The sequence below is a fragment of the Hydrogenophaga sp. 5NK40-0174 genome (assembly GCF_040372165.1).
Classification (GTDB): Bacteria; Pseudomonadota; Gammaproteobacteria; order Burkholderiales; family Burkholderiaceae_C; genus Hydrogenophaga.
The window spans coordinates 303,473-328,410 of record NZ_BAABWG010000001.1 but is presented as its reverse complement, the minus strand read 5'-3'; the positions used below and the strand labels follow the sequence as shown (position 1 = coordinate 328,410).

At 61.1% G+C, this 24,938-nt stretch carries 25 protein-coding genes; 13 read left to right on the top strand and 12 right to left on the bottom strand.

Annotation, left to right across the window (positions count from 1 at the left end; translation table 11 throughout):
* Positions 1 to 19: 19 nt before the first annotated feature.
* The 6 genes from ABWV89_RS01470 to rpsP all read right to left on the bottom strand — a co-directional run bounded on the left by ABWV89_RS01470 (position 20) and on the right by rpsP (position 4,056).
* On the bottom strand, positions 20 to 955 hold the full coding sequence (locus ABWV89_RS01470; RefSeq protein WP_353393502.1) for a CobD/CbiB family protein: 936 nt from the start codon (positions 953 to 955) through the stop codon (positions 20 to 22).
* Positions 956 to 981: 26 nt separating this feature from the next.
* The gene (locus ABWV89_RS01465; RefSeq protein WP_353395129.1) at positions 982 to 1,662 is read right to left on the bottom strand and encodes a CoA pyrophosphatase; all 681 of its coding nucleotides are present in this window, start codon (positions 1,660 to 1,662) and stop codon (positions 982 to 984) included.
* A gap of 135 nt (positions 1,663 to 1,797) precedes the next feature.
* Positions 1,798 to 2,157: a 50S ribosomal protein L19 gene (rplS, locus tag ABWV89_RS01460; protein WP_353393500.1), complete on the bottom strand. Its 360-nt coding sequence runs from the start codon at positions 2,155 to 2,157 to the stop codon at positions 1,798 to 1,800.
* Positions 2,158 to 2,339: 182 nt separating this feature from the next.
* On the bottom strand, positions 2,340 to 3,116 hold the full coding sequence (trmD, locus tag ABWV89_RS01455) for a tRNA (guanosine(37)-N1)-methyltransferase TrmD (RefSeq protein ID WP_353393498.1): 777 nt from the start codon (positions 3,114 to 3,116) through the stop codon (positions 2,340 to 2,342).
* Positions 3,117 to 3,149: 33 nt separating this feature from the next.
* A complete protein-coding gene (gene rimM, locus ABWV89_RS01450; RefSeq protein ID WP_353393496.1) occupies positions 3,150 to 3,770 on the bottom strand; it encodes a ribosome maturation factor RimM in 621 nt (206 codons plus the stop codon).
* 22 nt (positions 3,771 to 3,792) lie between these two features.
* Positions 3,793 to 4,056 (bottom strand): 30S ribosomal protein S16, encoded by a 264-nt coding sequence (gene rpsP, locus ABWV89_RS01445; RefSeq protein WP_353393494.1) that lies wholly within the window; start codon positions 4,054 to 4,056, stop codon positions 3,793 to 3,795.
* Between the two features lie 184 nt (positions 4,057 to 4,240).
* Between rpsP and ABWV89_RS01440 the strand changes: the two genes are divergently transcribed.
* Both ABWV89_RS01440 and ABWV89_RS01435 read left to right on the top strand, forming a co-directional pair.
* Positions 4,241 to 4,792, top strand: a complete 552-nt coding sequence (locus tag ABWV89_RS01440; RefSeq protein WP_353393492.1) for a GNAT family N-acetyltransferase — start codon at positions 4,241 to 4,243, stop codon at positions 4,790 to 4,792.
* Positions 4,789 to 5,256 (top strand): TM2 domain-containing protein, encoded by a 468-nt coding sequence (locus tag ABWV89_RS01435; RefSeq protein ID WP_353393491.1) that lies wholly within the window; start codon positions 4,789 to 4,791, stop codon positions 5,254 to 5,256. The genes ABWV89_RS01440 and ABWV89_RS01435 overlap by 4 nt, the downstream gene beginning before the upstream one ends.
* A 24-nt stretch (positions 5,257 to 5,280) precedes the next feature.
* On the opposite strand, the gene ABWV89_RS01430 is transcribed toward ABWV89_RS01435, so the two are convergent.
* The gene (locus ABWV89_RS01430; RefSeq protein ID WP_353393489.1) at positions 5,281 to 6,246 is read right to left on the bottom strand and encodes an AEC family transporter; all 966 of its coding nucleotides are present in this window, start codon (positions 6,244 to 6,246) and stop codon (positions 5,281 to 5,283) included.
* A gap of 118 nt (positions 6,247 to 6,364) precedes the next feature.
* On the opposite strand from ABWV89_RS01430, the gene ABWV89_RS01425 reads away from it, so the two are divergent.
* A complete protein-coding gene (locus tag ABWV89_RS01425) occupies positions 6,365 to 7,243 on the top strand; it encodes an EamA family transporter (protein WP_353393486.1) in 879 nt (292 codons plus the stop codon).
* Positions 7,244 to 7,257: 14 nt separating this feature from the next.
* Here ABWV89_RS01425 and msrA read toward each other — a convergent pair whose 3' ends face one another.
* Together msrA and ABWV89_RS01415 are read right to left on the bottom strand one after the other, a co-directional pair.
* Positions 7,258 to 7,827, bottom strand: a complete 570-nt coding sequence (gene msrA / locus ABWV89_RS01420) for a peptide-methionine (S)-S-oxide reductase MsrA (RefSeq protein WP_353393484.1) — start codon at positions 7,825 to 7,827, stop codon at positions 7,258 to 7,260.
* A gap of 10 nt (positions 7,828 to 7,837) precedes the next feature.
* Positions 7,838 to 8,758 carry a LysR family transcriptional regulator gene (locus ABWV89_RS01415; protein ID WP_353393482.1) on the bottom strand — a complete coding sequence of 307 codons (921 nt, stop codon included), beginning with the start codon at positions 8,756 to 8,758 and terminating at the stop codon, positions 7,838 to 7,840.
* A 91-nt stretch (positions 8,759 to 8,849) separates the two neighbouring features.
* On the opposite strand from ABWV89_RS01415, the gene ABWV89_RS01410 reads away from it, so the two are divergent.
* The 10 genes from ABWV89_RS01410 (at position 8,850) to ABWV89_RS01365 (ending at position 21,311) form a co-directional block, all read left to right on the top strand.
* Positions 8,850 to 10,040, top strand: coding sequence for an acyl-CoA dehydrogenase (locus ABWV89_RS01410; protein WP_353395128.1), 1,191 nt, complete (start codon positions 8,850 to 8,852; stop codon positions 10,038 to 10,040).
* 128 nt (positions 10,041 to 10,168) lie between these two features.
* Positions 10,169 to 10,753 carry a DUF2239 family protein gene (locus tag ABWV89_RS01405; protein ID WP_353393480.1) on the top strand — a complete coding sequence of 195 codons (585 nt, stop codon included), beginning with the start codon at positions 10,169 to 10,171 and terminating at the stop codon, positions 10,751 to 10,753.
* A 77-nt stretch (positions 10,754 to 10,830) separates the two neighbouring features.
* Positions 10,831 to 11,490 (top strand): TetR/AcrR family transcriptional regulator, encoded by a 660-nt coding sequence (locus ABWV89_RS01400; protein ID WP_353393479.1) that lies wholly within the window; start codon positions 10,831 to 10,833, stop codon positions 11,488 to 11,490.
* A 42-nt stretch (positions 11,491 to 11,532) separates the two neighbouring features.
* Positions 11,533 to 12,732 (top strand): efflux RND transporter periplasmic adaptor subunit, encoded by a 1,200-nt coding sequence (locus tag ABWV89_RS01395; RefSeq protein ID WP_353393477.1) that lies wholly within the window; start codon positions 11,533 to 11,535, stop codon positions 12,730 to 12,732.
* A gap of 10 nt (positions 12,733 to 12,742) precedes the next feature.
* On the top strand, positions 12,743 to 15,940 hold the full coding sequence (locus ABWV89_RS01390; protein ID WP_353393476.1) for an efflux RND transporter permease subunit: 3,198 nt from the start codon (positions 12,743 to 12,745) through the stop codon (positions 15,938 to 15,940).
* Between the two features lie 43 nt (positions 15,941 to 15,983).
* Positions 15,984 to 16,676: a protein-L-isoaspartate O-methyltransferase family protein gene (locus ABWV89_RS01385; RefSeq protein ID WP_353393473.1), complete on the top strand. Its 693-nt coding sequence runs from the start codon at positions 15,984 to 15,986 to the stop codon at positions 16,674 to 16,676.
* A 30-nt stretch (positions 16,677 to 16,706) separates the two neighbouring features.
* Positions 16,707 to 17,054, top strand: a complete 348-nt coding sequence (locus ABWV89_RS01380) for a rhodanese-like domain-containing protein (RefSeq protein WP_353393471.1) — start codon at positions 16,707 to 16,709, stop codon at positions 17,052 to 17,054.
* A 33-nt stretch (positions 17,055 to 17,087) separates the two neighbouring features.
* Positions 17,088 to 18,443, top strand: coding sequence for a TolC family outer membrane protein (locus ABWV89_RS01375; protein WP_353393469.1), 1,356 nt, complete (start codon positions 17,088 to 17,090; stop codon positions 18,441 to 18,443).
* Positions 18,444 to 18,552: 109 nt separating this feature from the next.
* The gene (locus ABWV89_RS01370) at positions 18,553 to 19,293 is read left to right on the top strand and encodes a glycosyltransferase (protein WP_353393467.1); all 741 of its coding nucleotides are present in this window, start codon (positions 18,553 to 18,555) and stop codon (positions 19,291 to 19,293) included.
* Positions 19,242 to 21,311, top strand: coding sequence for a 3-deoxy-D-manno-octulosonic acid kinase (locus ABWV89_RS01365; protein ID WP_353393465.1), 2,070 nt, complete (start codon positions 19,242 to 19,244; stop codon positions 21,309 to 21,311). The genes ABWV89_RS01370 and ABWV89_RS01365 overlap by 52 nt, the downstream gene beginning before the upstream one ends.
* Here the strand turns inward: ABWV89_RS01365 and ABWV89_RS01360 are convergent.
* The 3 genes from ABWV89_RS01360 to ABWV89_RS01350 all read right to left on the bottom strand — a co-directional run bounded on the left by ABWV89_RS01360 (position 21,299) and on the right by ABWV89_RS01350 (position 24,893).
* Positions 21,299 to 22,123 carry a glycosyltransferase family 2 protein gene (locus ABWV89_RS01360; protein WP_353393463.1) on the bottom strand — a complete coding sequence of 275 codons (825 nt, stop codon included), beginning with the start codon at positions 22,121 to 22,123 and terminating at the stop codon, positions 21,299 to 21,301. The two genes, ABWV89_RS01365 and ABWV89_RS01360, sit on opposite strands and share 13 nt — an antisense overlap.
* A gap of 7 nt (positions 22,124 to 22,130) precedes the next feature.
* Complete coding sequence (locus ABWV89_RS01355) at positions 22,131 to 23,414, bottom strand: O-antigen ligase family protein (protein WP_353393461.1); 1,284 nt, start codon at positions 23,412 to 23,414, stop codon at positions 22,131 to 22,133.
* 84 nt (positions 23,415 to 23,498) lie between these two features.
* Positions 23,499 to 24,893, bottom strand: a complete 1,395-nt coding sequence (locus ABWV89_RS01350) for a phosphomannomutase/phosphoglucomutase (RefSeq protein WP_353393460.1) — start codon at positions 24,891 to 24,893, stop codon at positions 23,499 to 23,501.
* Positions 24,894 to 24,938: the final 45 nt, after the last annotated feature.

Sequence of the window (24,938 nt, the reverse complement as noted above, 5' to 3'; positions counted from 1 at the left end):
TCGCCAACAAATCCCGGGTTCAGCTGTTGAGCATGGCCAGCATCAACATGGCCAGCAGGAACATCCACAACAAAACCGTTCGCCAAACGAGTCCCACGGCGCTGGCCAGGTGCGCCAATTGAGGCTCTGCCCTGCTCCCTGCATCCCCCACTTCTTCTGGATCGAGAGACTCGAGCCGTGCCGAGAGGCGAACGTTCAAGGCGCCCGCTGTCGTGGCCAGCAATACCCCGTCGTTGCCTTCACCGTGACGCTCGGTTTCACTGCGCCAGCTCGCCAGCGCTTCTTCGAAATTGCCCACCACGGCAAACCCAAGACCGGTTGCACGAGCCGGAATGAAGTCGACCCACTGCCATGCCTGTGATGCAGCGGCAGTCAGTGCGGCCGAAGGTGTGCCGTCAGGCCGTTGGCGCCAATTGCGGGACAGGTACTCTGCCATCCGGTAAAGAATGGCCCCAGCAGGCCCCAGCCCCAACCACCAGCCCACCAGAAAGGTCAGCAAGACACCAAAGACGTGACGGTGCGCCGCCAGGATGGAATGGGCGATGACCTGGCGCAGCAGTTCCGCCCTGGGCAGGCTGCTGACATCGACGCGCAACCATTCTGCCAGCCCTTGCCGGGCCGAGATTTCGTCCCCCGCCTCCAACGCCTGCCGGATGTCCGTGAAATGGTGGCTGAACTGGCGAAAGCCCAGGGTGACATAGAGAGTCAGAACCACCCATGCGAACTCGAGCACGATGCTCACCCGGCTGAAAACCAGGTGCAGAGTAAACGCGAGAACCGCCGGACCGGCGGCAGCCCCTGCCCAGGCCAACCACCCATGCGCCTGCTGCCCTGCGTCCATGTTTCGCCGTACCAGGCGCGCCCATGCCCGCAGGCCGGCATGCACCGGGTTGTTGAAGGCCAGAGGGCGCACTTGCTCAATCAGAAGCGCCAGCAAAACGGCGATGAAACTCATGGCTTGATCATACCGAGTGACAGCAATCAGGCACTGAGCAGGCGGTAGAAGTTACGCAGCATGCCTGCCGTCGCTCCCCAGATGTAGTGTTCGGTATCGCCATCCCGGTACGGCATTGAAAACCACTGCCGTTGCACGCCATCGAAATCGACCTGGTGCCGCCGGTGATTGGCCGGGTTCATGAGAAACGGAAGTGGCACTTCAAAAACCAGGTCGACTTCATGCGGGTTAGGGCGAATGGTGTGCTCGGGGTGCACCAGTGCCACAACCGGGGTGATCGTGAACTGCGAACCCGTCACATACTGAGGCAGGGAGCCGAGCACCTCGACATGACTCGGTGACAGGCCCACCTCCTCTTCTGCCTCACGCAAGGCCCCTGCGGTAGCGTCGGCGTCGGTGGCGTCCAGCCTTCCACCTGGAAATGCGATCTGACCCGAATGGGTAGACAGGTGCTGAGTGCGCTGGGTCAACAAGACGGTCAGGTCATCGCGCATGACCAGGGGAATCAGGACAGCAGCATCGGCCGGAGGCCTATCCATGAAGCGGGGTTCGCGCCGCAATTCAGGGACCCATTGAGGTGGACTGGCAAACAACGACCGCATCCCTTCGGCCGTCATGCGATCGGCATGCGCCAGCGGCAAACCAGTGTCGCCCGGATCGTTGACGACGGGTACGCGGCGGGGGTCAAAGCTGGGCATGGGTCGCATCACGGCAAAGCATAGCGGAGAAAGCCTCGTGCCCAGGTCTCGCAGGGGAATGGCCGTACCCGTGCCGAGCGCCCGTGCACAAAAAAGCCGCCCCATGGGGCGGCTTTTCCATCAAGGCTACCAAGCCAGCCGAAATCAACGGCCGCCCAGCTTTTCCTTGATACGTGCAGACTTGCCGCTGCGCTCGCGCAGATAGTACAGCTTGGCACGGCGCACGTCACCACGGCGCTTGACTTCAATGCTGGCGATGCGTGGGCTGTACAGCGGGAAAGTACGCTCGACACCTTCTCCGTTGGAGATCTTGCGGACAATAAAGCTGGAGTTCAGGCCACGGTTACGGCGGGCGATCACCACGCCTTCGTATGCCTGCACACGCTTGCGGTTGCCTTCAACCACGTTCACGCTGACAACGACGGTGTCGCCAGGGCCGAAAGACGGAATGTCCTTGTTCAAGCGAGCAATTTCTTCCTGCTCGAGGGTCTGGATCAGATTCATGATTTCCTCATTGCGATCGTGACTGCGCAACACGCTATTTCTGGACACCGGGCAGCGAACCTGCCGCGATTTCATCCAGGGACTCCAGGGCGTCCGGGCGGACGGGTTGGCAAGCCTTTGATGTCATCACCGGCCCCAACCAAGCCTAGGAGTCGGCCAGTCAGAGGATCGAAAACATTCGATTATAGCTTTTTTTCAGCTTTGAGGAAAGCTTCATCCCGCTTGGACAACAGACCCTCGGATCGTGCCATTTCCAGCAGCTCTGGACGCAGGGTTTTCGTCAGAGCCAGGCTCTGCTCCCGCCGGTAGCGCCCCACCTTTTCGTGGTGACCACTGAGCAGGACGTCTGGAACCTGCGCGGTACCACCCGGACCTTCCCAGGCTTCCGGACGGGTGTAATGCGGACTGTCCAGCAAGCCGTCAAGAGCATGATTGAAGCTGTCTTGCTGGTGGCTGCCCTCGTCTCCGAGAACCCCGGGCATCAGTCGAGCCACCGCATCGAGCAAGGCCATGGCAGGTATCTCGCCGCCAGAGAGCACGAAATCGCCGAGGCTGACCTGTTTGTCGACACAGGCGTCGATGAATCGCTGATCCACACCTTCATAGCGACCGCACACCAGAATGCCGCCCACGGAATGCGACCATTCCTCTGCTGCCGAGTGAGTCAGGCGCTCGCCGATAGGAGAGAACAGTACCACCGGCGCTCTGTTTTCCACCGCTTCAGCACGGTCGGCTCGAATGGCCTGCAGGCACTGCCAGAGAGGCTCCGCCATCATGACCATGCCAGGGCCGCCGCCAAAAGGCCGGTCATCCACCCTTCGATAGTTCCCCTCGGCAAAGTCTCTTGGGTTCCAAAGGCGCACGTCGACCTGACGGCTTTCGTAGGCGCGTCGCGTGATGCCGTGCGACAAGAACGGCCCGAACAACTCGGGAAACAACGTGATGACGTCAAAGCGCATGGCAGCGAATCGCCTGACTCGATCGTCAGCGCGTCAGTAATCGGGCTGCCAGTCGGCGACGATGCGCTTGCCGGCGGTATCGACTTCGTCGATATAGGCATCGACAAACGGAATCATGCGTTCGCCCTCGCCATGCCCGCTGTCGGACTCGACGGGAAAGCGCAGGACCAGCACGGAATGCGGGCCTGTGGGCATGAGGTCATGCACCTGACCGAGGTCCACGCCTTCGCGATTGACAACCTGCAGGCCGATGAGATCAACCCAGTAGAACTCGCCGTCGGGTGCCGCGGGAAACGCAGCACGCGATACAAAAATGCGAACGCCTTTGAGCGATTCTGCCTGCGTGCGGTCATCCAGGCCCTGCAGATGAACCACGATGCCGTCGCTGTGGCTCTTGATGCCCTGAACCTGCACACGGGAGGGACCGGCAATGGCGGGCGCCACTGCGGGCTTGTTCTTGGCAGCAGCCGGTCGACCCTGAGTCGAAGGCGGCATGAGGAACCACTCTTTCGCCTTGAAGAGCACCTCGGCATCAGGACTATAGGCCTGGACATGAATCCAGCCCTTGACCCCGTAGGGGCCATGAAAACGGCCCAGTTCGACCGCATCATCCGGAAGGGACGCAGCGTCGAATGGGCCGTCGTTTGCTACCACTGGTGTGGTCAGCCTGACAAAATCAGGCAGCAGCCGTGGAGGCAGCAGCAGCGTGTTGCTTGACCAGGCGAGCAACGGTGTCGGAAGGCTTGGCGCCCACACCGGTCCAGTGGTTCAGACGATCCACTGCAATGCGCAGAGGCTCTTCGCCGCCACGGGCCATGGGGTTGTAGAAGCCGATACGCTCGATGAAGCGACCATCGCGACGGTTGCGCTTGTCAGCGACAACAATGTTGTAGAACGGACGGGCTTTGGCGCCGCCGCGGGAGAGTCGAATGACGACCATGATTTATCCTTCGGGTGGTGATGCGTGGCAAAAACGCCATGCACATTTCTCGCAACGCCTGAGACACACGACTGGCCACCCGGCCAGCGAAACGCCGCAAAACCAAGGATTATAACCAGTATTGGGCCAAATCCAAGCGACAATTGCCAGCTCACTCCCTTTCGCCTTCTTCCCACAACACCCGATGCCCATCATTCGCCCCGCTCAGGCTGACGACCTGGCCCGGATCACCGAGATCTACGGCCACCACGTGCTTCATGGCACCGGCACTTTCGAAACCACCCCTCCGTCCCAGGACGAAATGCGCAACCGCTGGCAGGATGTCTGCAGCAAAGGACTGCCCTGGCTGGTGGTGACCGACTCCGACTCCACTGAAGGACAAGTGATCGGCTTCGCCTACGGCACCTGGTTCAAGCCACGTCCTGCGTACCGGTATTCGGCAGAAGATTCCATTTATCTGGCGCCTGAAGCTGCAGGCAAGGGCCTGGGCAAAGCACTGATGGCAGAGCTGCTCACCCAGCTGGAGCTCGCCGGCGTGCGCAAAGTGATGGCGGTGATCGGCGATTCAGCGAACGCTGCGTCGGTCGGCCTGCACACATCTCTCGGATTTGAGCCGGCGGGCACGATCAACGCGTGCGGCTGGAAGTTCAACCGGTGGCTGGACATTGTGCTGATGCAGCGCAGCCTGGGGCCAGGCGGCACCTGCCCTCCAGATGCGGAAGAGGCAGACCGATGAGCCAACGGACGCGCAACAAGACGCTGGCCGCCTGGCTGGCCGCAGTCGGTGGCTCACTGGGCCTGCACCGGTTCTATCTTCGTGGATTGGGCGACTGGGTGGGCTGGCTGTACCCCATTCCAACCGCGCTCGGCCTTTGGGGCATGCAACGCATGGAAACCCTTGGCCAGGATGACAAGCTCTCCTGGATACTCACGCCGCTGCTGGGCTTGAGCATCGCAGCCGCCTGTCTGAGCGCCATCGTCTACGCACTGGCCGATCGCGAGAAATGGAACCTCAAGTACAACCCTGAGCAGGACCCCCAGCTGGCCGCGGGTGGAACCAACTGGCTGACCATTGGCGCACTGGCCGTGGCCTTGCTCGGTGGAGCGGTGGCGCTCATGAGCAGCATTGCACTGAGCTTCCAGCGCTACTACGAACATGAGGTGGAAGTCAGCCGGCAGCTGAGCCAGACGCCAGACTGACGCATCCGGCACGCGACCATGCCGTCAATGCGCTCCCGGGATCAGGGACATGATCAGCATGATCACCGTCAGGGTCACCACTGATGCTGCGGCAGACAGGCCCATGGCAGTGGTGGTGAGCTCCTGGGCCACGTTGTAGCGCTGGGCAAACAGGAAGACGTTGGCCCCGGTGGGCAAGCCGGCTGACACCACCAGAATGGTCAACGGCAAGCCTGAGATGCCGAAAGCCCAGGCGCTGATGCCGACCAGAACTGGCAAGAGCAGGTTCTTGGCCAGCACCACGGCCACAGCGGGTTGCCAATGCCCGGCAAACGACAGCCTGGCCAGGCTGGCACCCACCAGCACCAGCGCCAAGGGGCCAAACGCACTGCCCAGCAGTTGCAGGGGCTTGTCCACCACACCTGGCAGCTCCCACCCACTCAACCCGAACAGCAGCCCGGCAATGATGGGCAATGGCACCGGATGAATGATCGCGCCCTTGATGGCGGACCAGGCGGTGGCCAGGACATGCGGCGTGTGCTGGCCTGCCAGACGTGAGTCACGTGCTGCGGCCAGCTCCAGGATGATGGATCCGATGGTCAGCAGGATGAGGGCATGGACGGACACCAGGGTCAGGATGGTCACCAGTCCTGCCTCACCGTACGCCAGGCCGATCATGGTGATGCCGATCATCACCAGGTTGGAAAATGCACTGCCAAGGCCCAGCACCACGCTGCGGCTGTTGAATCCGCGGACAGCAATCAATGCCAGCAGCATACCGATCGTTGCCGTGAAATAGGCTGCCACCGGAAGAAAGTCCACTTCGTCCAGGTGGACGCCGCTCATGGTCCTGAACAACAGGGCTGGCAGCAGCAACATGAAAGACAGGTTCGACAGGTCCTTGACCGCCTCTGCCCGCATCCACTGCCGGCGATCGGCCACGACACCGGCGCCGATGAGGAGGAAGACCGGCGTCAGCGAGACAAAAACGGGGTGCGTTGAGAGGTTCACGGCCGCGATGGTAGCCTGAGCCAGGAGATCCTGCCTGTCGCGGGGCTGTCGCGCGAGCAGCTTCCGGTGACACAGCGGGGACAAGCGGCTGCCTACAATGCCCGCTTCAGGAGCACTCTTGCCTTTCACACACTCTCTGCTGGCTTTGGCTGTCGTCTTCGTCTGGGGCACCAATTTTGTGGTGATCCGATGGGGGCTGGATGCGATGCCACCCTTCTTCTTTGCGGCGCTCCGCTTCGGACTGTCTGCCCTTCCCTTCGCACTTTTCATGCCTCGCCCAAGGGTGCCCTGGCATACGCTGGCCGCCTTTGGCATGTTGCTGGGCATGGGTCAGTTTGGCCTGCTCTACTTCGCCATCGGTGGCTTCATTTCGCCGGGGCTGGCCTCACTGGTGGTGCAGGCACAGGTGTTCTTCACCATTGGCATTGCGATGTTCTTGATGCGCGAGCGCCTGCAACGCTATCAGGTACTGGGGCTGCTGGCCGGGCTGGCTGGTTTGCTCGTCATTGCCGGACATCTGGATGCCTCCGTGACCGCCACGGGTTTGTCGCTGGTACTGGCCGCCGCTTTTTTCTGGGCTTGCGCCAACATGGTGGCGAAGTCGGCGGGCAAGGTGAACATGCTGCACTTCACAGTGTGGGCGAGCGTGTTTGCAGCGCCGCCACTGTTTCTGCTGTCGTGGCTCACGGAAGGCTGGGGTGCCATTCACCATGGGCTGGTCACGGCCACGCCACTGGTCTGGTCGAGTGTTGTCTGGCAGGCGGCAGGCAACACCTTGTTCGGCTTTGGCGTCTGGAACTGGCTGCTCTCTCGCCATCCCGCAGCAGCTGTCACGCCCATGGCCTTGCTGGTACCGGTGTTCGGCATGAGCGCCTCCGCAATGAGCCTCGGGGAGGCGTTGCCCGGATGGAAGTTGCTCGCCTGTGCGCTGGTTCTGGGCGGCCTGGCCATCATCGTGCTGTGGCCGCGTTGGCGCAGCCGGCTGGCATCAAGCTGAGCCCACGGGCGGACTCAGGATTTGGCCAGCTCGCGAAACGTCTTGCGGAACTTGGCCACCTTGGGCCCGGCAACAGCCACGCAGTAGCCCTGGTTCGGGTTGCGCTCGAAAAAGTCCTGATGGTATTCCTCGGCTGGCCAATAGTCGGAGAGCGACAGTACCTCAGTCACGACTTGCCCTTTCAGTCCGGTTTCCCGCTCCCATTCGGCGATGACTTCGCGTGCGGCGGATGCCTGCGTTTCGTCTGTGAAGTACACGCCACTGCGGTATTGCGAGCCGACATCATTGCCCTGGCGATTGAGCGTGGTGGGGTCATGAATGAGAAAGAAGATTTCCAGCAACTGGCGCGTGGACACTTGGGCTGAATCGTAGGTCAGCTTGATCACCTCCACACAGCCGGTCCGCCCCGTGCAGACAGCCTCGTAGCTGGGCTGCGAAGCTTGCCCGTTGCTGTAGCCGGACTCCACATCGACCACACCCTTCACTTCCTTGAAGACAGCCTCTGTGCACCAGAAACACCCTCCCCCGAGCACCAGTGTTTGGAGGGAAGAAGTCGAGAGAGTGGAGGAATTGCTTTCAGTCATGATGCACACTCTAAACCGCCTGCGCCGATGCCCTGACGGCCTGAACAAATGCCCCCAACGCGGGCGTGCTTTCCGCTCCGGCAGTGCTTCTTGAAGTCTTCCAAAGGCAGTAGGTCTCGTAGGGCGGAATGTCTCCCGCGAGCGGCACGAATTTGGCGCCAGGCAGCGATGCAGCTTTGAGTGATGCCGGCACAAGCGCAACGCCCAGGCCCTGGCCCACCAGGGACACCACGCTAAGCCAGTGCCGGGACACATACCGAAGTTCGGGATCAAATCCGGCTCCAGCGCACATGGCCAGCAAGCGGTCATGATAGTCGGGCGAAACCGAGCGCGACACCAGGGCAAAGGGTTCGCCCTTGAGCGAAGACAAGGCCAGGCGCCTGCGACGGGCCATGGGATGCGATGAGGGCAGGCAGGCCATGAAGGGCTGACTGGACACTTTGATCTGCTCAAAGCCTGCCGGCACGCGTGTGGTGTGAACAAAGCCGACGTCCAGCCGGTCGTGCATGAGCTCGGTCAGCTGATCACTGGAGCTGAGCTCCTTGAGCACCACACGCAGCCGCGGATGATCGCCTTCGAATCGGCGCAGCATATCGGGCAAGCCCAGGTAGAGCACGGTGCCGGCAAAGCCGATCTCCAGACTCCCCGTCATGCCCTCACCCACGTCACGCGCCTCGCGCATCATTCGATCGGCCTGCTCCAGCAAGGCTCTGGCCGACACCTGCAGCGCCTGCCCTGCCGCCGTGAGGGCAACGCCACGATTGTTGCGTTCGAACAGGCGCGCTCCAATCGAGGCTTCCAGTTGCTGGATGCTCAGCGACAGGGGCGGCTGGGTCATGGACAGGCGCTGGGCAGCGCGTCCGAAATGCAGCTCTTCGGCCAGCACCAGAAAGTAACGCAGGTGACGCAGCTCCGTTGATTTATTTTCCATATCAATGAATAGTTTAATGATATTGGACATGAATTCACGGCTTGACCACAATCGGAGCCACACCAAGATTCAACAGCAAGGAGACGCCTGCATGGTCAGCACTGCCAAAGCCCGTTTCAACTGGGAAGACCCGTTTGGACTGGACGCCCAGCTCACTGATGACGAGCGCGCCGTCAAGGAAGCCGCCCACACCTACTGCCAGGAGCGACTGGCGCCCCGCGTGACGGAGGCCTTCCGCCACGAAAAGACGGACACGGCCATCTTCCGGGAAATGGGTGAGCTCGGCCTGCTGGGCCCCACCATTCCCGAAGCCTATGGTGGCGCGGGTCTGAACTACGTCTGCTACGGACTGGCCGCCCGCGAAGTCGAGCGCGTGGACTCGGGTTACCGCTCGATGATGAGCGTGCAATCTTCCCTGGTGATGGTGCCGATCAACGAATTCGGCAGTGAAGCCCAGAAGCAGAAGTACCTGCCCAAGCTGGCCACCGGCGAATGGATTGGCTGCTTCGGCCTGACCGAACCCAACCATGGCTCCGATCCTGGCTCCATGATCACCCGCGCGCGCAAGGTTGATGGCGGTTATTCGCTCACCGGTGCCAAGATGTGGATCACCAACAGCCCGATCGCCGACGTGTTCGTGGTCTGGGCCAAGGACGACGACGGCCAGATCCGCGGCTTCATTCTGGAGAAGGGCTGGAAAGGCCTGTCCGCGCCTGCCATCCACAGCAAGGTGGGCCTGCGTGCTTCCATCACCGGCGAAATCGTCATGGACGAGGTGTTCGTACCGGAAGAAAACGCGTTCCCCGACGTTCGCGGCCTCAAAGGCCCGTTCACCTGCCTGAACAGTGCCCGCTACGGCATTGCCTGGGGTGCCTTGGGTGCAGCCGAAGATTGCTACGCCCGTGCCCGCCAGTACGTGCTGGACCGTCAGCAGTTCGGCCGCCCCCTGGCCGCCAACCAGCTGATCCAGAAGAAGCTGGCCGACATGCTCACTGAAATCAGCATCGGTCTGCAGTCCTGCCTGCGTCTGGGCCGCCTCAAGGACGAAGGACAGGCGCCTGTGGAGCTGACTTCCATCCTCAAGCGCAACAGTTGTGGCAAAGCGCTGGACATTGCGCGACTAGCCCGAGACATGATGGGTGGCAACGGCATCAGCGACGAGTTCGGTGTGGCACGCCATCTGGTCAACCTGGAGGTGGTGAACACCTACGAGGGCACGCACGATGTGCATGCCCTGATTCTGGGCCGAGCCATCACGGGCATCGCCGCCTTCAGCAACTGAATGCCTTCAATGCTGAGAAAGCCGCGGCTGGTCAGAAGCCTCCGCGGCTTTTTTGCGTCCGAGTCTCGCTCAAAAAGTTGACAGTATTTTTTACCCGGGTAATATATATTTTTTATCCGGGTAATTTTATGAAAGAACAACACTGGATCGCCTTCGAAGGCGAACGCTGCATCGCCAAAGGCAGCCCATCCCAAGTCACCGAAGCCATGCACGACAGGCTCGCCGAGTCGCCAGACGCGCTTCCGATGGTGTTCGACGCCAGAACGAGTGAGCGTATCGAGCGGGTGTGGAGTGCTCCGCTGGACAAGCTGCTCGCCCAACTGCCAGCCCCCCCCGAGCCCGAGCAGTCTGCCCCCGCACCCAAAGGTCGGGGCCGTCCCAGGCTTGGCGTTGTGGCGCGCGAAGTCACACTCCTCCCGCGCCATTGGGAATGGCTGAGCCAGCAGCCGGGCGGAGCTTCGGTGATGTTGCGCAAACTGGTTCAGACCGCCATGAAGCAAGCATCCACGAGTGAGCCAACCCGGCAGCGGGTTAACGCGGCATATGCTTTCATGACAGTGCTTGCAGCAGACGCCCCCCACTTCGAAGAAGTCAGCCGCGCCCTTTTTGCTGGCGATTTGGACACCGTTCGGGCCCTCAGCAGTTCCTGGCCAGACGACGTGTATTCCCATGTCATGAGTCTGCTTCAGCCCGATGACGAAACGGCCGATTGAAAGCTGATCTCTGCGGGATTGACAAGCTGGGCGGGGAACATCTACATTACTGACCAGTCAGTCACTAGCGGAATCCCATGCCCTCCTCTGTAGCGAGCACCACCAAACGCGAGCGACGAAAGCAGGCCCGCCCAGGCGAGCTCCTCGCCGCGGCCTTGTCGTTGTTTGTGGAAAAAGGCTATGCAGCCACCCGCGTTGACGAGGTAGCGGCACGAGCCGGTGTGTCCAAAGGCACGCTCTTTCTCTACTTCGCCAGCAAGGAAGAACTGTTCAAGGCCGTTGTGCGCGAGAGCATTGGCGGGCGCCTCGACGAGTGGAAGCAGATCCCCGACAGCTTTGAAGGGTCCAGCGTCGAATTGCTCCAGCGCATGGGGCGGGTCTGGTGGGAGCGCATCGGCATGACGCAGGCCTCAGGCATCACCAAGCTGGTACTGAGCGAGGCAGGCGCTTTCCCGGAAATGGCCGCTTTCTATCGCAAGGAAGTGATCGAGCCGGGCCACGACATTCTTCGGCGCGTACTCAAGCGCGGCATCGACCGGGGCGAATTCCGGCCGCTTGACATCGAAAGCGTGATTCACAGCCTGATCGCGCCCATGATCTATCTCTCGCTCTCACGCCACTGCGCAAGCACCTGCGAAGAAGGCCTCATGGGCCTGGACCCCCTGACCTATCTGGACACCCAAATCGAGCTGATTCTTCACGGGCTGGTTCGCGTCACTGCGAGCAGCCCGGCCTGACTTGCACGTCCACCCATTTTTCGACTCACGACAACACCTCTCATGAACACTGCAGCACAGCATTCCCGCGGATGGATCAAATGGACCCTTCTGATCATGTTGGTGGTCGCCATCGGCCTTGGCATTGCGCGTGCCCTGTACAAAAGGCAGAAGCAGCAGGAGGACGCCACCATGGCCGCGGCAGCCCTGCAACAGGCGCCGGTGTATACCTTGTCCACCCGGGACATGCTGACCGCCCGTACGCTTGAGCTGGAGCAGGCCATTGCCGTTTCGGGAGACCTCAAGGCTCTGCAAAGCACTGTACTCAAAGCCAGATCAGCAGGTGTGATCAGCGAGCTGAGCAAACGCGAGGGAGAGTCAGTCAAGGCCGGCGAAGTGCTTGGGCGCATTGACAGCGCGGATGCAGCTGCAAGAGTCAGGCAGGCAGAGCAGCAAGCAGAAGCCGCCAAGGCCCAGGTCACCATCGCTGCCCGGGCACAGTCGAACAACAAGGCACTGGTCGACCAAGGCTTCATTTCATCGACGGCGCTGGACAACTCAGCGTCCAACCTCGCCGGGGCCCAGGCCAGCTACCAGGCCGCGAAGGCCGCGCTGGACATGGCGCGCAATGGACTGAGCGACACCGTGCTGCGTGCACCTTTTGACGGCGTGATCGCATCCCGAACTGCGGAGAACGGCGAACGCCTGGGTGTGGGAGCACCTGTCTTCAGCATCGTCAACCTCGACGGATTTGAAGTGCAGGCTGACCTCGCGCCGGGCGATGCAGCCAAGGTACAGGTCGGCCAGAAAGCCATCCTCAAACCCGAAGGGCTTGGCAGCGAGGTGGCAGCTGAGGTCACCCGCATCAGTCCTCAGGTGCAGGCCGGCAGCAGGACAGTTCCCGTCTTTCTGGCAGTGCCCCCCACCCCTGGAATGCGCCAGGGCATGTTTGTCACAGGCAGGATCAATGTCGGCGCTTTCCGCGCACTGTCAGTCCCGCTCAGTGCTGTTCGCAATGACAAACCCGTCCCCTACCTGCTGGTGGTGAAGGATGGGCGTACCGCGCATGTGGACATCTCGCTGGGGCAACAGGGCATGCATGGGGACACGCCCATGGTCGCCATCGACACGAAGACAGGCGTTGCCGAGGGCAGTACCGTTCTGGACGGATCAGCGGGTCTGATTCGCGAAGGGCTGGAGGTCAATACGCCAGACGCATCCGGACCAGCGACAGCAGGCCCGGCCGCATCGACCACGAACTGAGAGGCGAATCATGTGGTTCACAAAAGTCTCTCTTCGCAACCCTGTCTTCGCCACCATGGTGATGATGGCGTTCGTCGTGCTGGGCCTGTTTGCCTTGCAGCGACTCAAGATCGATCAGTTTCCCAACGTCGACTTCCCTGTGGTGGTCATCTCCACCGAATACCCCGGCGCATCGCCGGAAATCGTGGAGTCCGAGCTCTCAACCAAAGTCGAGGAAGCTGTCAACTCCGTTGCAGGCATCAACTCCGTGGTTTCGAGAAGCTACGAGGGCAGCTCGGTGGTCATTGTCGAATTCCAGCTGCACATTGATGGGCGCAAGGCCGCAGATGACGTCCGCGAAAAAATTGCCACCTTGCGACCCTCGCTTGCCGATGACATCACTGAGCCAAAGGTGCTTCGCTTTGACCCGGCAGACCGCGCCATCTGGTCGGTAGCGGTTCTGCCCGATCAGGCCGCCCAGGGAAAGAAACCATCCGCTGTGGCCTTGACCACGTGGGCTCAGACCACCCTCAAGAAACGCCTTGAAAACGTGCGCGGCGTGGGGCAAGTCAGTCTGGTTGGCGGAACGGAGCGAACCGTCAACATCGATCTCGACCCCTTGGCCATGGAGGCCGTCGGCATTTCCCCTTCACAGGTGGTGGCCGCTGTCCGACAGGAAAACCAGGATCTGCCGGTAGGTACGCTCAAGACAAGCGACACGGAGAAAGTCGTTCAGGTCAAAGCGCGCCTGATCGACCCGCAGGATTTCGGCCAGATCATCGTGGCGCAACGCAACGGTGCGCCTGTGAAACTCAGCGACGTGGCGCGCGTCAGTGACGCCACGGAAGAAATCGAGAGCCTCGCGCTCTACAACGGGCAACGCACGCTACTGCTCTCGGTGCAGAAAGCGCAGGACGAAAACACCATCTCTGTGGTCGAAGGCCTCGATGCCATTGTTCGCGACATGAGAGCCGACCTGCCCTCAGGTGTTTTGCTCGAGCCCATTGCAGACCGCTCCCGCCCCATCCGCGTGGCCGTCAACAATGTGCGCCAAACACTGATTGAAGGCGCGTTTCTCACCATTCTCATTGTCTTCCTGTTTCTCAACTCCTGGCGATCGACTGTGATCACGGGACTGACGTTGCCGATCTCCATCGTGGGCACCTTCTTCGTGATGAGCCTGCTCGGGTTCACGATCAACATGATCACGCTGATGGCCATGACGCTCTCTGTCGGCCTTCTGATTGACGACGCCATCGTGGTCAGGGAGAACATTGTTCGTCACGTACAGATGGGCAAGACACCCTTTAACGCTTCCATGGATGGCACGCAGGAAATCGGTCTGGCCGTTCTGGCCACCACGCTGTCCATTGTGGCCGTGTTCCTGCCCATTGGATTCATGGGCGGAATCATCGGGAAGTTCTTCCACGAATTCGGCATCACCATGGTGGCTGCTGTTTTGATCTCCATGTTCGTGAGCTTCACGCTTGACCCGATGCTCTCATCCGTCTGGCATGACCCCGAGATCGAAAAGCACGGAGGCCTACACGAGGCGCGCAGCTTCTATGACAAAACCATTGGGCGCGTCACAGGATGGTTCGACCGCATCCAGGACAATCTGGCAGACAACTACCAAAGCGCCTTGCGCTGGTCGCTCAAGCACAAGATCGCGACGCTGTTCATGACCATTGGCGTCTTCGCCGGCAGCATCATGCTGTTTCCTCTGCTGGGAACTGAATTTGTGCCCAAGGCAGATTACTCCGAAACGTCGGTGAACTTCTACACGCCCGTGGGCTCATCGCTGGAAGCCACCGAAGCCAAGGCGCGTGAAGTGGAGTCCATCTTGCGAGAGTTTCCGGAGGTGAACTACACGCTGACCACGATCAACACCGGAAGCGCACAGGGAAAGATCTACGCCAGCATCTACGTCCGCCTGGTAGACCGCAAAGATCGCACACTCAACGTGGACGCCATGTCGGCCACACTGCGTCAGCGCCTGCGCAGTGTGACCGGCATCACGGTCACACATGCAGGCCTGCTCGACCCGGTGGGGGGACAGAAGCAGATCGAGTTCTCACTGCAGGGCGACGACCTTCAGGAGCTGGAGCGCTTGTCGCAACAAGTGATGGACAAGATCCGCCCCATCGTTGGACTGGTCGATCTGGACTCCAGTGTCAAACCCAACAAGCCCACCGTCGATGTCATGCTCAAGCGTGACCTCGCAGCTGAAGTAGGCCTGAATCCGGCGTCTGTTGCCACCAGTCTGCGCACGCTGGTGGCCGGACAAACCGTGAGCAACTGGCGCGCCGATGACGGCGAAAGCTACGATGTGGTTGTTCGGGCAGCGCCTGAGCAACGCGAGAAAGCCTCTGACCTGCAGAGCATGCCTTTGGTCGTCGGCGCCAATGCAGACGGAACCCCACGTGTGGTGAGGCTGGCAAGCGTGGCCGAAGTGGTGCAGGCAACGGGCGCCAATCAGATCAACCGGCGCAACCTCAACCGCGAAGTTGCCATCAACGCCAACGTCTATGGACGGGCTGCCGGTGAAGTCTCGGCAGACATCCAGAAGGCGCTGGACAGCATTGCTTTCCCTCCAGGATACCGGTGGGAGTTTGGCGGCTCCACCAAGAACATGAAGGAATCCTTTGCCTACGCTGTCTCAGCCCTGGCAATGGCCATCATCTTCATCTACATGGTTCTGGCCAGCCAGTTCAAGAGCTTCCTGCAGCCAGTGGCGTTGATGATGTCCCTGCCGATGACCCTCATTGGCGTGGCGCTGGCTCTGCTGCTGTTTGGCTCGACGCTGAGCATGTTCTCGGTCATCGGCATCGTGCTTCTGATGGGCCTGGTCACCAAGAACGCCATCTTGCTGGTGGACTTTGCCATTCGCGCCCGCCAGGGTTTTGATGACCAGCCTCCCCTGGGACGGGAAGATGCACTGCTGCTGGCCGCCAAAGTGCGACTGCGACCCATTCTCATGACGACACTGGCCATGGTCTTCGGTATGGTGCCGCTGGCATTTGCCCTGTCAGAAGGTTCCGAACAGCGAGCTCCGATGGGGCAAGCCGTCATTGGTGGCGTGATCACTTCCTCCATCCTGACGCTGGTGGTGGTACCCGTGTTCTATTGCTTCATGGATGACCTGGCACATTTCTTCCGGCGCCTGTTCGGGCTCAAATCCAGCCAAGAAACCCTTGAAAACAACAGGATCACCGATACATCTCAGTAAAATCAGAAAGAATCGGCTAACATACCCACCGGAGTATACAAAAATGACCACCATGTCCCCCGCCTCAAGCCTCGACCTTGCGCAAGCCCGCTTCAACATGATTGAGCAGCAGGTGCGCCCCTGGGACGTGCTCGACCGGCGCGTGCTGGATCTGCTGGATCGCGTTCCGCGTGAGAGATTCCTGCCAGAGGGGCTGCAAGCCCTCGCTTACAGCGATGTCGAGTTGCCGGTTGCGCCCGGTCACCTGATGCTGGCCCCGCGCGTCCAGGCACGCCTCATCCAGGACCTGGACTTGCAGCCTCAAGACACTGTGCTTGAAATCGGTACCGGCACGGGCTACATGACCGCCCTGCTTTCGCAGCTGGCTGCCAAAGTGGTCTCTGTCGAGGTGTCATCTGCGCTGGCGGTGACTGCTCGCGCCAACCTGCAGTCTTTCGGGGCGCTCAATGCAGAGGTGCGAAATGCTGACGCTTGCGCAGAGGATTTCGCGGCCTGCCGCGATGGCGCCCCATGGAATGCCATTGTCCTGACCGGATCTGTGGCCGCCGTCCCGGCTGCCCTGCTCGATCTGCTGGCGCCCGGCGGCCGCCTGATTGCGATCACAGGGGAAGAGCCCGTCATGCGCGCCACCGTCACCACGCGGCAGCCGGATGGCAGTTTCTCCGTCGAGCAGCCCTGGGATGCGGTTGCCCCTCGCCTCAAGGGCTTCCCCGAAATGCCAGCATTCCACTTCTGAATCTCCACCAACGCACACCCACCAGCCCGCATGAACATCGTCCACCCTGCCCAGACTGAACAATGGCTTGCCGACAGCGCTTCAGAGAGCGGTCAACCGGCTCTGTTGCTTGATGTCCGCGAACCCTGGGAGGTTCAGACTGCTTCGGTCAAGCCTGGTGACGGCTATACCGTCGTCCAGATGCCCATGCGCTCCGTTCCTGCGCGCTACCTCGAGTTGAACAAGGAACAGCCGATTGCCTGCATGTGCCACCACGGCGCCCGCAGCGCACAGGTGGCCCATTTCCTGATGCAGCAGGGGTTCAGTCGCGTGGCCAATGTCCACGGCGGCATCAACGCCTGGTCGCAGGAAAAAGACCCTTCCGTACCCCTGTACTGACATTCACCGCGCAATCCCTTCTGAGGACGAGTTATGACAGTCAAGCCAACAGCCACTCCCCTTCGCCGTACGCACAGGGCCTTCGCCCGCCTGTTGACCGCGAGCGTGTTGTCGCTGGGCGCAAGCTCCTGGGTTCAGGCCCAGGGTTTGATTGAGCTTTACGAAGCCGCTCGCGAATACGACGCCACCTATCTGGCCGCACGCTCCCAATACGACGCCAACCTGGCGCAAGCCGACCAGGCCCGGGCAGGTCTGCTGCCTCAGGCAGGTTTGAGCGCCGGCATTTTCCGCAGCAACCTCGACGTCAACGGCGCGCCCAACACCCGTGATCTCGACAGCAGAGAGGTCACGCTCTCCGCCAGCCAGCCGCTGTACCGCCCTTCCAACTACGCGTCCAACGAGCAGGCCAGACTGTCGGTGGATGTGGCTCAGGCACAGCTCAAGGCGGCAGAGCAGGAATTGATCATCCGAATCACGCAGGCGTACTTCGACGTGCTCGCGGCACAAGACACGGTGGCCTTTGTCACGGCGCAAAAGGAAGCTGTGGAGCAGCAGCTGGCAGCGGCCAAGCGCAATTTTGAAGTTGGCACCACCACAGTGACCGACTCACGCGAAGCACAGGCCCGATTCGACCTGGTGCAGGCACAGGAGATCGCTGCAGAGAACGACCTGCGCGTCAAGCGGCTGGCACTGGACCAGCTCGTCGGACGGTCCAGCGTCACCCCAAAGCCCCTGACTGCCCCCGTCAGTCTGCCTGCTGTGACGCCCGCCGATGTCGAGGCCTGGGTTCAGACTGCGCTGGAGAACAACACCAGCGTTCAGCAGGCATCAAAAGCCGTGGAAATCGCTCGCCTGGAAATTGACAAGGCAAAGGCCGGACACAAGCCGACACTGGATCTGGTAGGGCAGTATGAGTACAGTGACGCCCCATCGAATACCAGCCCCGCAAACGTCCGCAGCAAGACGGCCACAGTTGGTCTGCAGTTCAACCTGCCGCTGTTTGCCGGTTTTGCCGTCCAGAACGGCGTGAAGAAAGCACTGGCTCTGGAAGCGAAGGCCAGGGCCGACAAGGAGTCAGCCGTGCGGGCAGTGTCACAAGCCACCCGCAGTGCCTATCTGGGCGTTCTGGCCGGCATGAGCCAGGTCAAGGCTCTGGAGGCAGCCGAAGCCTCCAGCCAGAGTGCGCTGGACGCCAATAAGCTGGGCTACCAGGTCGGCGTACGCATCAACATCGATGTGCTCAATGCCCAAAGCCAGCTTTTCCAGACCAAACGGGATCTGGCCGCTGCGCGCCACAACGTGTTGATCGGCGGCCTGCGTCTGCGCCAGGCCAGCGGCACCCTCTCTCCCGAGGACCTTACGCCCATCCAGAACCTTCTGACTCCGTGAGTCCTGCCCCCTTGAGCTGAGATAAACTCTTGCTGTTGCGCCCGTCGTGCGAACGTCGGGCGCAATTTCATCTGGATTCAATTTTCGCGACCGAGAAAAAGGGGCTTTCATGCAAGCCGTGAACGTGCTGTGCATCAAGTGGGGCAAGAAATATGGCCCCGATTATGTGAATCGGCTGCACAACATGGTCCGCCGGCATCTGAGCCGGCCCTTCCGCTTTGTCTGCCTCACGGACGACGCCGAAGGGATTGACCCGGGCGTGGAAGTCATGCCGATTCCCGCCATCGGCTTCGATGAGTTTGACAAGCGCGAGCCATGGACGTTTGCCCACGGCTGGCTCAAGCTCACCAGCTTTGCCGACCCCCTCTACGATCTCAAGGGTCGAACCCTGTTTCTTGACCTGGACATCGTCATTGTCGACAGCCTGGACCCTTTCTTTGATCAGGAGGGCGACTTCGTGGTCATTCGGGAATGGGACAAGAGCGACGGCACGGGCAATACCTCGGTCTATCTCTTCACCATCGGAGCCCACACGGACGCGCTTGACCACCTGCGAGAGAAATACCCGGACTCGGTCAACACTGTTCGCAATGAACAGGAGTTCATCACCGGGTTTCTTGGCCGCCAGGGCAAGGTCAGCTACTGGCCGGAAGAATGGTGCCGCAGTTTCAAGCGCCACTGCATGAAACGAGGTCCACTGAGCTGGATACAGCCGCCGGCCATTCCCGCCGGTGCTCGCGTGATCATCTTCCACGGCAAGCCCAATCCTCCCGACGCCATCGCAGGCCGAAGCGGCAAATGGTATCGGCGCGTTCTGCCCACGCAGTGGGTCGCCGAGCATTGGCGCTGAAAGCAGCCGGCTTCAGCCATCGGCTTTACCGGCTGGCCATTCGACTGCTGCTCCTACCCTTGCTGGGGTGGTTGTGGTGGCGCGGAAGGGCCGAGCCGGGCTACCGCACGAGCCTGGACCAGCGGCTCGGGCTGATCGACATCCCGCCCCAAGGGCGCGACGGCGTGTTGCTTCACGCAGCCTCCGTGGGTGAGCTACAGGCCGCCAGATCCCTGATCGATTCACTCCAGCAGCGCTGGCCAGCCCACAGCATCACCGTCTCAACCCAGACGCCGACAGGTGCGCAGACCCTGCGCCAGTACTTTGGGTCTTCGGTTCGACACGTCTACCTGCCAGCAGACATTCCTGGAGCCGTGCGGCGGTTTCTGGATGCGTTGCGCCCCCAGTGTGTGATTTTGATGGAGCGCGAGCTATGGCCAGAGCTCATCTGGCAATGTGAGCAGCGTTGCATTCCGGTCGCTCTGGTCAACGCCCGCCTCTCGGAGCGTTCAGCCCGGGGCTACCGCAAATGGCACAAGGTGATGGCCTCCGTATGGCCCGCTCTCGATCTGGTCGCCGCAGCCGATCAGCCCAGCCTGGAGCGCTACCGCGACTTGGGCGTGCCCGCGGACCGCATCATGCTCGCCGGCAACCTCAAGTTCGAGCTGGGTCAGGGCTACGGAAAGGCCACCGCACCAGAGGCCTATGCCAACCGGCTCATCCTGGTCGCAGGAAGTACGCACGCTGCAGAAGAAGCGCAGATCCTGCCTTTGTGGAAGGCCTTTGTTCAGCGTCACCCCCAGGCGCTGCTGGTGCTGGTGCCGAGACACCCGCAGCGGTTTGACGAAGTGGCCAATGCCTTGCGTCAACACGACCTGCCGTTTGCGCGTCACAGTCTCGGAGAAGAGCCATCTGCGAACACCCCAGTCGTCCTCGGAGACACCATGGGTGAACTCATGCGCTGGTACGGCATGGCCAAGCTGGCCTTCATTGGCGGAAGTCTGGCACCAGTCGGGGGCCACAATGCCCTGGAGGCCCTCGCTTGTGGTTGCCCGGTCCTGTACGGCCCCCACACCCACAACTTCGACGCCCTGTTCGACTCGATTGAGGAGAAAGAGGCCGGCCAGCGCGTGCAGAGCGCAGAGCAACTGCTGGCAGTGGCCGAGTCCTGGCTGGCCGATCCGGAAAAACTGGAGGAGCGCGGCCGGCTATCCAGCGAATTCGTACAGGCCCACAAAGGCGCCAACGCCCGCACCGTCGAAGCGCTCGAAGGGTTCTGGAAGGCCAGAGACCTGCAAGCGCTCTGCCGGATCGACGACGTGAATCTGAGCAATCAGACGATCTGGCTCGACCCTGACATCACGGACACCCTCACACCTGAGGACTTCAACCCTGACGCTGCAGCCACCGACGCCGCCATCCTGCCCACGGGCAGCGGCCGGGGACAAGTGCTCGTCAAGTCTGTTTCGGGCCATCAGGTGGTGCTGCGACACTACCGTCGGGGGGGCATGGTCGCCAAACTGTCCCGAGACGTCTTCTGGCGGCGCACAGACGATCGGAGCCGGGCCATGGAAGAATTCGCCCTGCTGCGCCTGCTGCGATCATGGGCGCTGCCCGTGCCTCGCCCTGTGGCGGCCAGGCACGCGCCAGTCGGTTTGCTCGGATACCGCAGCGACATCATGGTCGAGATGATCCCCGGCTCCCGCAATGCCGCAGACCGCCTGCAGCAGGCGCCACTCTCTCATGATGAATGGGTGGCACTCGGCACCGTGACGCGACGCATGCACGACCTCCAGGTATTTCACTCCGACCTGAACTGTCACAACCTCTTGCTCGACACCAACGGACATGCCTGGATCGTGGATTTTGACAAATGCCGGGTCAGGACTGGCCAGGACTGGAAGCAGGCCAACCTTGAGCGCCTGCAACGGTCATTGCGAAAAGAGCAAGGGCGCATGCGCGCGTTTCACTGGTCAGAAGCTGCGGACTGGCCCGCCTTCATGCAAGGCTACGAACCCAACGGCGCTCAAAGGTACTGATCCAGACCCAGCGGAGCACGAACCACCCGGCTGGCACGGGTGGCCTGGCGAATGGACAGGCTGTGCCTGAGCATCTCGTCGGTGACATACCCACGACCGTGGTCCAGGTGGACGCAAATGACCGAATAGCGGATGCGCAGGCCTTTGAGCCCATGGTGCGTCAGCCGATCGCCAAACTCCACATCCTGCCCGCCATACTGCATGCGCTCGTCAAACCCGTTGACCGCCACGATCGCCTCCTTGTGGCAGGAAGCGTTATGGCCGTTCCAGGTAGCCTTTGTCCTGCTCACCGCGTTGAGCCAGTCAGCCCAGCGCCCCTTGGCGGAGATTTTGAGGTTCTTGATGGAAGCCTTGAGGCCAAGGGACTTCAGCCAGGCCAGGTCAAACGGTCGCTGCGCCTTGACATCCTCTTCGGTAATGGCCTGGCTGATGTCAAGGGGAAGCTTGAAATAGCCTCCCGACAAAAAGCGCCCGGGCGCCGCAAAACGCAGGTGCTGCGAGATGAAGTCCGCTCTCGGGATGCAATCGCCGTCAGTGAAGATCAGGTACTCGCCAGTGGCAGCAGCGATGGCTTTGTTCAGGATGCGGCACTTCTGGAAGCCGTCGTCTTCCTGCCAGACATGGCGGATCGGCACGGGCGAAATCTTTCGCATGCGATCGAGCAAGGCCCTGGTCTCGATGGTCGAACCGTCATCTGCCACAACGATCTCGAACGCCTTCGTGTCCTGTGCAAAAAAGCCCCACAGCACCTTCTCCAGCCATGCAGGCGAGTTGTAAGTGGTGAAAATGACAGATACAGACGAAGGCTTCACACGAATCTCACTGGGACGCAGCCACCGGCTCGCGGCGCAGTGCGCCCGAACGGAACAGGAACAGGGTCATGAGTGACCAGCCGAAGATGACACTGTAGTTGTTGGTTTGCGAATTGGCGTTTGTCACACTCATGGTGATGTGGGTAAAGGCAATACCAGCCAGTGCCAATGCCATCAGTGGGTGGGTGCGCCGCAGCATGAACGCCACCACAACCAGTCCTGCCATATAGGCCACCGTACTGGCCAGCCCCACCAGGCCGTGGTCCACCATGCCGTTGATGTACTCGCTGTGCAGGTGGAACTGGTCACTGATGATATGCGCATCGGACTCTTCGCCCCATGCCTTGATAAAGGCAATGCGCTGCTCTCTTCCATAGCCAATCCACGGGCTTTGCATGAATTTTTCCATGCCCTTTTGCCACATGTAGATACGCGCCCCCACAGGGGTGTCGACATTGCGCGCAGGGTCGTCTTTGTCTGCCAGAGCCGCTCTGGCTTCCTCTACGGCGATCTCGATGCGTCCAGCCGGCACTTCCACAACGGAGGGTGCCACCGTCGCCACCGCGGCCACCAACAGCGGTATTCCCAGCACAACACTTGCCACCCATTTCCAGCGGCGCTCGCGCTCGACCCTGGTGAGCGTCAACACAAGGATCACTACCCCGACCCACGGAATCGACAAATAGGCACTGCGCGCACCGGACATGAGCACGGCAAGCCAGAAACATGCAAAGCCCGCAAGCGCCAAGCGACGAAGAAGACGGCTGTTGTCCTTGTCCAGGGCCACGGACAGCAGCACCCAGGAGAGCATCACCTGTCCACCGGCCCAGTTGATGCGGTTCGACGGCGTGTCCATGTCAAAGTTGACATGCAGGTAGCTCACGGACATGCCCACTGCCGCCGCCAGCGCCATGGCTACCCCCAGCCCGAACAGTTTCTCTCTTGTCAGGGTCACACGCGAGGCGAGGGCAAAAATCGCGACTGCACTGAGCAGCATGCGCAAGTCAAAGTGCCGCGTCTTCCACGGGTCGTCCCAGTAGGTCACGCCAATGGCTTTGAACAGGAAAGCGGCAAGCACGAAAGCCAGCCAGACCGAAGCCGCACGGGTCAGCGGGTCCGCTGCTCGCTGTGTCCACCATATCGGAAAAAAGCGGGCGAAGCGGTAGAGACCGACCAGAGCAAGCACAAGCCAGCCAGCACCAGCCAGCTTGGTTGAGCCGGGCGCACAGGCGAGCAAGCCCAGCAACAGCCACCACCAGAAAGATTGGAACAGCTTTGACTCGTTTACCATCTCTTCAGTGCCAGCTGACGGGCTTCGCGCCGCCATTCACGAAAGGCAATTTCAAGCGCACACACGCATTCGCACCAGCACCGATCAGTGTGCTGCGGCCCCAACCCGGGCATCCGGCTTGACCTGCTTGAGCAAAGCCAGCATGTCCCTTTCGATGCGATCCAGCGCTTCTCTGGTCTGCCCTTCGAAGCGAAGCACCAGCACAGGCGTGGTGTTGGACGCACGGATCAAGCCAAAACCGTCAGGCCAGTCCACGCGGACACCGTCGATCGTGGACACACTCGCCGGCGCCGCAAAAGCAGGATAGGTACCCGCCTTCTCTACCAGTTCGGCCACCAGCGCATGCGGCTCACCTTCTTCACAACTCACATTCAGCTCGGGCGTGCTAAAGCTGGTCGGCAAGTTCTCGAGCACTTCACTGGCATCAGACGAGCGGCTGAGGATCTCCAGCATTCGCGCGCCTGCATAGCTGCCATCATCAAAGCCAAACCACCGCTCCTTGAAAAAGATGTGGCCGCTCATTTCGCCACCAAGCGGGCTGTCGAGCTCTTTCATCCTTGCCTTGATGAGCGAATGACCCGTACGGTAGAGCTCCGGCTTGCCGCCCGCCGCCTCGATGGCAGGCGCAAGGCGTTGCGAGCACTTGACGTCAAACACGATATGACCACCCGGCACGCGGGAGAGCACGTCCTGCGAAAAGAGGATCATCTGGCGATCGGGAAAGATGTTGCTACCAGACTTGGTCACGATACCCAGGCGGTCGCCGTCGCCATCAAACGCCATGCCCAGCTCGGCATCGGAGTTGGCCAGCGTCGCGATGACGTCCGCCAGATTCTCCGGCTTGCTGGGGTCCGGATGGTGGTTGGGGAAATCACCATCGACCTCACTGAACAGCTCGATGACTTCGCACCCCAGTGCGCGGAACAGCGCCGGAGCCGAAGCGCCAGCAACACCGTTGCCGCAATCGACCACCACCTTCATGGGCCGGCTCAACTTCACATCGCTCACAATCCGGTCGCGATAAGCGTCATCGACACTGACTTGCTCCACCGAGCCACCGCTCTTGAGCTTCCAGTTTTCCGCCTCCATCATCTGACGCAGAGCCTGGATGTCGTCGCCGTAAATGGCGCGACCGGCCATCACCATCTTGAAGCCGTTGTAGTTCTTGGGGTTGTGGCTGCCCGTGATCTGGATGCCAGTGCTGCACAGCGTGGAAGCCGCGAAGTAAAGCATGGGTGTGGTCACCATGCCCACGTCTATCACTTGCGCGCCTGCGGCCTGAAGGCCTCGAATCAGTGCCTGGCTTAGGGCTGGCCCTGACAGTCTGCCATCGCGGCCCACCGCTATCCTGGTCTCACCCAATGCCATCGCCTGCGTGGCAAACGCTTTGCCCAGCGCCTCTGCGACGTCTTCATTGAGTGTGGACAGCACAATGCCGCGGATATCGTATGCCTTGAAGATGGAGGGGGAAACTTGCATGGTGTCGTCGATAGATTGGACTCACCAGATTGTAGGCGCCCCGCC